This window comes from Hoyosella altamirensis (assembly GCF_014191505.1).
Taxonomy (GTDB): Bacteria; Actinomycetota; Actinomycetes; order Mycobacteriales; family Mycobacteriaceae; genus Hoyosella; species Hoyosella altamirensis.
Genome location: NZ_JACHWS010000009.1, coordinates 1 through 8,978, shown reverse-complemented (window position 1 = coordinate 8,978; position 8,978 = coordinate 1). Strand labels below are relative to the sequence as shown.

8 protein-coding genes are annotated in these 8,978 nt (G+C 61.5%); 6 read left to right on the top strand and 2 right to left on the bottom strand.

What is annotated here, in order from left to right; all coding sequences use genetic code 11:
• The first annotated feature begins 334 nt into the window (after positions 1–334).
• Entirely contained in the window at positions 335–1,234 is a 900-nt protein-coding gene (locus FHU29_RS22725; protein ID WP_064442278.1) for a hypothetical protein, read from the top strand.
• A 187-nt stretch (positions 1,235–1,421) separates the two neighbouring features.
• Positions 1,422–2,870, top strand: a complete 1,449-nt coding sequence (locus FHU29_RS22720) for an SNIPE associated domain-containing protein (protein WP_064442277.1) — start codon at positions 1,422–1,424, stop codon at positions 2,868–2,870.
• A 25-nt stretch (positions 2,871–2,895) separates the two neighbouring features.
• On the opposite strand, the gene FHU29_RS22715 is transcribed toward FHU29_RS22720, so the two are convergent.
• Positions 2,896–3,120: a hypothetical protein gene (locus FHU29_RS22715; RefSeq protein WP_064442276.1), complete on the bottom strand. Its 225-nt coding sequence runs from the start codon at positions 3,118–3,120 to the stop codon at positions 2,896–2,898.
• Positions 3,113–3,283, bottom strand: coding sequence for a hypothetical protein (locus FHU29_RS22710; RefSeq protein ID WP_157095379.1), 171 nt, complete (start codon positions 3,281–3,283; stop codon positions 3,113–3,115). The genes FHU29_RS22715 and FHU29_RS22710 overlap by 8 nt, the downstream gene beginning before the upstream one ends.
• A 303-nt stretch (positions 3,284–3,586) precedes the next feature.
• Between FHU29_RS22710 and FHU29_RS22705 the strand changes: the two genes are divergently transcribed.
• The 4 genes from FHU29_RS22705 to FHU29_RS22690 all read left to right on the top strand — a co-directional run.
• On the top strand, positions 3,587–5,146 hold the full coding sequence (locus tag FHU29_RS22705; protein ID WP_064442275.1) for a hypothetical protein: 1,560 nt from the start codon (positions 3,587–3,589) through the stop codon (positions 5,144–5,146).
• A 31-nt stretch (positions 5,147–5,177) separates the two neighbouring features.
• Entirely contained in the window at positions 5,178–5,498 is a 321-nt protein-coding gene (locus FHU29_RS22700; protein WP_064442274.1) for a DUF1360 domain-containing protein, read from the top strand.
• A 39-nt stretch (positions 5,499–5,537) separates the two neighbouring features.
• On the top strand, positions 5,538–7,406 hold the full coding sequence (locus FHU29_RS22695; RefSeq protein WP_083962538.1) for a hypothetical protein: 1,869 nt from the start codon (positions 5,538–5,540) through the stop codon (positions 7,404–7,406).
• On the top strand, positions 7,403–8,978 hold a 1,576-nt coding region (locus tag FHU29_RS22690), incomplete at its 3' end, for a phage minor head protein (protein WP_183377677.1). The genes FHU29_RS22695 and FHU29_RS22690, both read left to right, overlap by 4 nt.

Sequence of the window (8,978 nt, the reverse complement as noted above, 5' to 3'; positions counted from 1 at the left end):
TCCGTGGCGGGCAACGATAGCGGAGACTCCTTCTGCCACCACCACACGGCTACATCCGTTAGCGCTGGTGACACGCGTACAACCAGCACTACTTACATCGACGTTGTGATGGCATGTTCGCCGGTACACTGGGCCGGAACTCACGGCATGCGAGTTCGGCAACAACAGAAAAGAGGCCCCGGCGAATAGTCCACCGAGGCGCTCCAACGTCTTGCCCAGACAGTTGCGAGTGTATGCGCGAAGCGAGCTCAGGCAAAATTCTGAGCACGGCCAGTCGTGATCTCAGCCGGACAACGCCGCCGCGGTCCTCCAACCTCACCAGCGGAGAGCGCATATGAAACAATCCGGCATCCAAGATCCGCCACAGGCAACGGAAGACACTGCGGAAAACACTGACACCAGTGCGACAATAACCAATACCAGACTCCTGCAAACGCGGATCAAGAGTTTACAGGGTCGCGTTCGCGGATTAATCGCCGAGCATCAGATACCGAAACCTCTCGACTGGCTGTTCCTTGCCGCGTCCCTCACCATTGTCGCCAGAACTCTGCTTATTCCAGTACCAGAAATCATCCCCCTGGGATCTGCGATCGGCGAGATCGTGTTCACGGTGGCAATCGGCTACGTCGTCTCGTACATTTTCCACTGGATCGTCGTCAGGGCGCCCGAAAACCGCAGACGCAGGGCCATTCTCGGCTCCGTCGGAATCCTGCTCGGCCGATACGCCCGCAGCCCCAGAGACTTTGTCCGAGATCTTTCCAAGAGGGAAGGGTCACAGCCGGAGATACCAGACGAGCCCGATCTCGACTATTTGAAGAGGATCCTCTCGGAGATTGACGTTAACCATGTGAGTCCTCACGTGGTCGGCTATCAGCAACAACTAATTCCAATCGCATGGCGACAAAAGATGCTCATGCGGATCAGCGAGTTCGAGCACAGTTTTGAACGGCTCGAACCGCTCCTTCCCCAACTGGACAACGAGATGCTCGCATTGACGCTGAAGCTAGATCAAACTATCCGAATCTACCCATGGCGTAGTGTGCTCGAGCACGGATATATCGGAGTTCCAACTGCGTTCGCAGACGAGATCTACAAGCTATGGATTACCGGCGAAGATCTGTATCGGCGTTACGAAGAAGCTGTCGGCCCACTCGTCACAGCTGCGATGCGCAATCGTTTACGGCACCAGCATCGACCAGATTCGGACATATCTATCCGATTCGTTATCCTGTAAATATCCCGCTCTGCTCGCGGTGCAACCCTCCCCCCGTTGGGTCACCGCGATATACGGAGTGACGGTTAGAGAGCCCGGCGCCCCTCCCCCCGAGAATGCGCCGGGCTTTCGCATTCCACCAGACTCCAGCCGTAAACCGGACAACGCTCGCGTTCATCACGTACCGTCAAACCGGAGGTGGAAAACGATGAGCAAGCCGCCACCCGCGAACTGGTATCCAGACCCACAGAACTCAGCACTGCTGCGCTACTGGGACGGAAGCCAATGGACCGCACACACCACCACAAATCCGGCAAAGCAGCAAGACCGACCCCAAACCGAACAACACGTCACCCCACCTCGCAGTGAAGACCCCGCAGAGTCGCGAACTGACGAGAAGGTCACATTCTTCAACGCCCGCTCCAAAGCGAAAGAACTCCAAGCCGAGAACGCACGCCTGCAAGAGCTCCTCGACCGCCTCCACGGAATGGAACTCGCCGACATCGAAGCGACGATCACCGGTGCCAGGGCAGACCTCGACACCCTCGAGCAACAACACCGCGACAAGCAAACGGAGATCGAAAACACCGCACGGCAACTCACAACACTGGAAGCCCAGATCGTAGACGTGCGCAACACCATCAACATCCAAGAGTTCGGACTCTACGACTTCGACCACCCCGCCGAAACCTCCGCCAAGCTCGCTAACGAACTCTCAAAAGTGCGAATGAACATCAAACGAGCGATCGCGGGTGGACATGCCACTTCCGCGACGGCGAACTTCACGTTCAACAACTCCATGGCACAGGGCCGGAAGTTCGTGAAAGACATGTCGAAAACGATGCTTGCCGCGTACAACGCTGAAGCGGAAAACTGCATCAAAGGGGTAAAGGCCGGGAAGCTCGACGTCGCACGCAAACGACTGGAGCGAATCGTCAGTCAGATCGCGCGCAATGGCCAGATGATCGACCTACAAATCACCCCGTACTATCACGGGCTCCGGCTACAGGAACTCGAACTCGCAGCGCGCCATATGGACGCTCTGCGCGCCGAGAAAGAAGCAGAGCGCGAGCGCCGCGCCGAACTCAGGGAACAACAGAAGGCAGAGGCAGAGCTGCAGCGCGAGCTGGACCGCCTCGACAAAGAGAAGCAGCACTATCTCAACACGCTGCAGGCCCTTGAAGCGCGCGGGGACGAAACCGCGGCAGCCGACATCAGGAGGAAACTCACAGACGTCGAGCGCGCCATTGTCGACGTCGACTACCGCAAGGCCAACTTGCGCGCCGGGTATGTGTACGTGATCTCCAACTTCGGATCCTTCGGTGAGCGCATGGTCAAGATTGGTCTAACTAGGCGTCTAGAGCCTATGGATCGGGTTCGGGAACTCAGTGACGCGTCGGTCCCGTTCAACTTCGATGTTCATGCCATCTTTTTCGCGGATGATGCGGTCGAAATTGAGGCCATGTTGCATCGCGAGTTCGCTGACAAGCGAGTGAATAGGGTGAACAATCGGCGCGAGTTTTTCTATGTGGCGCCGGAGGAGGTTCTTGAGGTTCTCAAGCAGCACAGCGTTGCCGTTGTTGAGTTCAAGATGGAACCTGACGCTGACGAGTTCCGTATCAGTGAGAAACTCGCCGAGCAGGTACCGGCCAGCTAGCGCAGCGTCTCGGTCCGCTGCGCGGTTATCCGTGGAGGTCGGTGCGGGCGCCGCGGCCTGGCCGCTGCTTGTTCCATTCGTCGATGGTTTCCTTCGACCAGCCACGCACGGTGCCCCGTGGGATCGACCCATCGTCGTTTAGTGGTCCGACGATGACATCGGGCGGGGGCATCTTGATCCGGCCGAGGGATCCCGTGGCCAGGCCCAGATACTCCTCGACCTGGCCTCGGGACATGTACAGCTCAGGCATGCCGCACCGCCAGAGCTACCGCCGTCACGAACGCCGCTGCCCAAGCGATCCAGATGATTGTGAGCACCGGAGCGTAGCCGCTGACTAGTGCGGTGGCTATGACGATGGGAAGCATTCCGGCGAGCGCAGCCAGCACACCCTTGTCTGTGATGATCTTCTTCATTCGTCTCCGATTCCTCTCGTGGGTTGTTGTCGAGGTGAGGCGGTGAGTGAAAGACTGGGGTGGAACCCGGGTGCTTCCTTCACCCGGGTTCCCTGCTCTCTAGCGGTCCCTCTCGGTCTGCCACACCTGTATCCAGGTGCCGACTGCGGAGAGTGCTGCCAGAAGGAGCAGTACCCAGTCAATTACTCTCAATTTGCCTCACCTCCTCTCTGCCTTACACCCCTAACTATACACTGCCTTAGTGTGTAGTTCAAGTGGGTGGAGGCACAAAGAAATACACCCCCACCAGCCACCATCACCCGAATGACCCCCAACCAGCTCCAACAACACATCACCGAGCTGACCACAGGGCTCACACCCGAACAAACAACCGCCCTACTCGCACACCTCGAACCCGAACTCGCACGCCACCAAGCACTCCGCAACTATCCCACCGCCGGAGCCCTAGCCTGCGCACTCGACCCCACCATGCGACAAACCCCCGCACTCAAAAAAGTCGACGAAGCACTCGAATGGGCCTACACCACACCAGACGCCCGACTGATGATCAGCCAGCCCTCCCAAACCGGCAAATCAAAACGCGCCGCCATCTACGGCACACTCCGAGCCTTCACCCTCAACCCCGACCGCCGCGTCATCGCCGTAACCCACTCAGAAGACCTCGCCCGCACCCACAGCGAAGAAATCCGGGCACTCATCCAAACATTCGGCACCGGCGCCAAAGACGCCATGACCGGCCAGCCGCTCCCAGACCGCCTCGGACTCAGCCTCGGCGCGAAAAACTCCTCCACACGCTGGACCCTCGCCGGACACCGCGGCGGCCTCATCGCAGCAGGCGTCGGCACAGCACTACCCGGACGTCCAGCCGACCTCATGATCCTCGACGACCTCTACGCAGGCATGGAAGCCGCAGACTCCACAGCGATCCGCCGCCACGTCGAAACCTGGTGGGACAGCGTCGGCAGCCAACGACTCTCCCCCGGCGCTCCAGTCATCTGCATCGGCACCAGATGGAACGAGAAGGACATCTTCGCCTACCTCATGGCTCAGGAACCAGACCGGTGGCGCGTCCTGAACTTCCCCGCCATCGCACAGCCCGGAGTGCTGGACTCTCTGGGCCGCAAGCCTGGTGAACCCCTAGCGAACCCCGCAGGCGACAAAGACTGGTTCTACCTCCGGTCAATCAAACCCGCACGCATTTGGTCCGCGACCTATCAGGGCAACCCGACACCGGTACAGGGCGGACTCATCAAAACCGAATGGTTCAACAATCACCGGCACACCGACACCATTCCAGCTGCCGCGCTGTCCGTCGTCGCAGTAGACCCCGCCGAAACCGGCAAGGGCGACGAAGCCGGAATCATCGCCGCGAGCATTGACCGTCACCGCACCGTGTACCTGACCGGAGACTACTCAGGGCATTTCACATCAGCTGAGTGGGCGAAAACAGCGTGCCAAGCCGCCCGCGACACCGGGGCCAGCGCGATCCGCGTCGAAGCGTACACCGCCGAAACCACTTACACGCGACTGCTCAAACAAACCTGGAGAGACATGTTCGGTCAGGCACGCTGCCCCCGAATCCTCGGGTGGCGGGGAAAAGGTGATGCTATTGCCCGATCCACCGGGCTCAGAGAAGCCCTCGAGACAGGCCGGTGCGTCATCGCCGGGGACCTCGAAGGATTCGAGAGCCAAGCGGTCACGTGGCAGCAAGGCCAGCACCAACCCGACCGGGTCGCCGCCGCGATCATCGCCTACGACCACCTTGTCACCTCAGCCGGCCATTCCGGTGGCGCCGCGATACCCACCGGCAGCCTCACGCGAGGAACCCGCCGGGGCGGCGTGTGGGATCGTCGAGTCGGCTAAAACCTTCACCCCGAATTGGGACCGTCCCGGCATGGGTCTCACGCTGTTCCTCCTCGCCATTTACACGCTCGCAGTCCTCAGGGTCACCCGCCTCATCACCCGCGACAAGATCACACAACCGCTGCGTCGCTGGGTAGCCGACCGCTTCGACGATCCGGATCGCCCGGAATCCAGCATGACCACCTACCTGTTCCACTGCCCCGCCTGCATGAGCATCTGGATCGCGTTCGCGCTCGCTCCCGCCGCCATCGCCCTCTCAGGACTGACCTGGTGGCTTCTGCCCTTCCTCGCGCTGGCCGCGTCACAGCTCACCGTCTGGAACGCCGTGCACCTTGACCCCGTCGACGACTGAACGAGCATTTTCACCCCCCGTTTCTAGCGTCACTCCCCGATGGCCATGATCTCGCGTAACCGGAAACCCCGCCGCTCCCGCGGGTCGCTTCTCGCTGCCGCCACCCCCGTCACAGACCTGAAAAAGCAGCTCCCCAACCCGTCACTGAGCGGCGCCGAGGGATGGCAAGACACGGCATGGCAAATGTTCGACTGCGTCACCGAACTGCGCGCCGTCTACCAATGGCGAGCCAGCGCAGTGTCACGCGCCAGGCTCGTCGCATCCGAGATCGACCCCGAAACCGGTAAACCCACAGGTAACACCGAAAACACCGCGGTCAACGACATCGTACGGTCCATCGCAGGCGGCCCCACCGGGCAAGCACAACTGCTCGGCAGACTGGACACATTCATCGGGGTGCCCGGCGAATGCTACATCGCTGTCATCACCCGCCACCCCAGCGAGGACATCGAGCGCGAAGAGTGGCATGTCCTCTCCCGCGAAGAGATCACCAAAGACACCCTCGACCAAGTCACACTCACCCTGCCCGACGGCGCGAAACACGTGTTCATCGAAGGCACCGACGTGCTGTTCCGGGTTTGGCGCCCCCACCCCCGCAACAGTCAGCTCGCCGACTCTCCCGTACGCGCCGCGCTTCCCGTTCTGCATGAAATCGTCCGAACCACCGCGGCTATTGAGGGCGCAGCGAAGTCCCGTCTGCTCGGCAATGGGATCCTCGCGATCCCGTCCGAACTAGAAATGCCCGACGACATCGCCAGCGCACCCACCGCGGAACGCGACCCCGACGCGCCCGAACTCCCCGAACGTGCACCACTACCGGTGCAACCGGTCAACCCAGCCTCGTTCATGGACATGCTGCGAACCATCGCGGCCACCGCGATTGAAGACCCCACGTCCGCGGCCGCGAACATCCCGTTGTGCGTGTCCGGGCCGGGCGAATTCCTCGACAAGCTCCGACACATCAGGATCGACACTGAGATCCCCGAAATCGCACTGAAAACCCGTGAAGAAGCGATCCGCCGGCTCGCTCTCGGCCTGGAAGTCAGCCCGGAACGGCTGCTCGGCATGTCGACAGGTAACCACTGGACCGCCTGGGCGATCCAAGAAGACGACATCAAAATCCACATCATCCCGACACTCGAACTGATCGCTGACGCGCTCACCACAAGCCTGTTACGGCCAATGCTGGATCGCGAAGGCATCGACCCCGACCAGTACCTCGTCTGGTACGACACTACCGCGCTCACCCAAGACCCCGACCGTAAGAGCGAAGCGATCAACGCGCACGACCGGGGTGCCATCACCAGTGAAGCGCTGCGCAAACACCTCGGGTTCACCGACGCCGACGGATACGACCTCACCACTCTCGCCGGATGGCAGCAAGTCGCGAGGGACAGGGCCGCCCAGTCCATCCACCAGCTCCCCGCTCTCGCACCACTGATCGCGGCGAACCTCCCCGACCTGCAACCTGTTCCCTCCGAAGACACCACGCCAGCTGAGATCACCGAAGTCGTTGAAGAGGCACCACCAGAACCGGATGACGCGTTAACCGCTGCCGCGAACCGACTGTTCGACCCATATGCAGCCGTCACCGCGGCCGTGAACCTGTGTGTCGCGCGAGGCCTGGATCTAGCGGCGAAGCGGCGCCGCACGCATCAGAACAAACACATGATCGCTGGGCTCTCCGCGGAACACGCGAACGTCGAACTCGGACCCGTCCCAGAAACCGACGTGAATCGCCTGATCGATGGCTGGGACACCGGAGTAACCGCGTCGTTCGCGTCGGATCTTGGTGTGCTGCCACAGCATTTCCGCGACATCGTCACCCGCATCGCGACACGCGCATTGACGAACGCGGAGACACCCATCAGACCCTCGCATCAAGAGCTGCTACAGGTGCTGCGATGAGCGACCACCGGCGCCGCGGACTGCTGAACGTGCTCACATTCGAACGCCGGGTCCACGAACTAGCGATGGACCTTTACGCCGCGTGGCTTCCCGACGTACGCCGCGCAGTACTCCCCGAACTAGCAGCGGCAGCGCTCACACCCGAACCCTCCAACATCGCCGTCACCCAAGCCCGGTTCGAAGAACTTCTCGACACCATCTTCATCGCAGGCATGCACGATCTGACCGCCGGTCACATCGCCGCGACCATCACCGCCGCCGGGATCACCGCCGACATGCTCCCCTGGCCCGACAACGCCACCCCGCAAACCGGGACAGTCACCGCCCGCATGGTCACCCGCATCCCAGCGATCACACAGTGGCAAACCGTGTACCTATCTCAGGTTCGCAACCGGATGGTCAACACCCCCGACACTGTGTACAAAGCGATCTCCACACACGTCGCCGAAGCGTTGCGGCTCGGAGAGTCGATACCCCAGATGCGGGACCGGATCGCAACGGAACTCGACGTCACCAATGTGGAACAGTGGCCGCGCCGCGCCACCGTCGTCGCCCGCACCGAATCTGGCGGCGCCATGAACTCGGCAACGAGGCAAGCCGCGATCCTGCAGTCCGACATCACCGGCACACTCCTCGACCAGGTGTGGATAGCAACCCCCGGATCCGACCGAACCCGCGAAACCCACCTCGAGGCACACGGCCAGCGTGTCCCCCTAGGTGAGCACTTCATCGTCGGCGGCTACGAGCTCGCCGCGCCCGGCGACCCTGATGGGCCCGCAGAGGAAGTAATCCAGTGCCGGTGCACGCTCCTCACCGTTGAGCGCGGCGAAAACGTCCCCGGCCTCGACACGTGGGCGCTGGCTGCATCCCTCGATCCCACAATCACCCACCAAACCGCTGCCGCAGCTGATGGAGGTCACGCCATGGAGGAGTTCCGATCCTGGGAAGGATTACTCATCCCGTTCAACACGGTCTCCCGCGACAGGTTGTCACTTGCGTCTCCCGACCTGAAGCTCGTCAACGAGAAACTCCCACTCGTCCTCAACTGGCAGGAGAAAGACGACCCCGACCACGACGGGGCGTTCACCGTCGGTGCGATAGAAGCTTTTGAAACCCGGGACGACGGCATCTGGGGCCGCGGCTACTTCCTCAACACCGAACACGCGGACGACGCTGTCGACCAGGCACGCAGAGACCTCACCGCCCCAAGCGTTTTCGCTATCGTCACGAATGAAGTCCTCGCAACCCCCGACGGCCAGCCAATCACCGACGAGCAACTCGAACAAGCCATCAACGCAGATGAGCCGATCGACGCTGTACCAATGTGGCTGGAAGCCGAGATCGCCGCCGTCACCCTCGTCGCGATCCCCGCCTGGCGCGAAACAAGCATCACAATCGGCGACACGGTGGAGCGGGACGACACAATGCCAGCGGTCCTCCAAGCCGCTGGACACCGCCTCGCAACCCTCGACGAACACCGGCCACGCGCCGTCATGTTCGCCGACCCCAAACTCACAGAACCCACCCCACTGCACATGACAAGCGACGGCCGGATCATCGGGCACGTCGCGC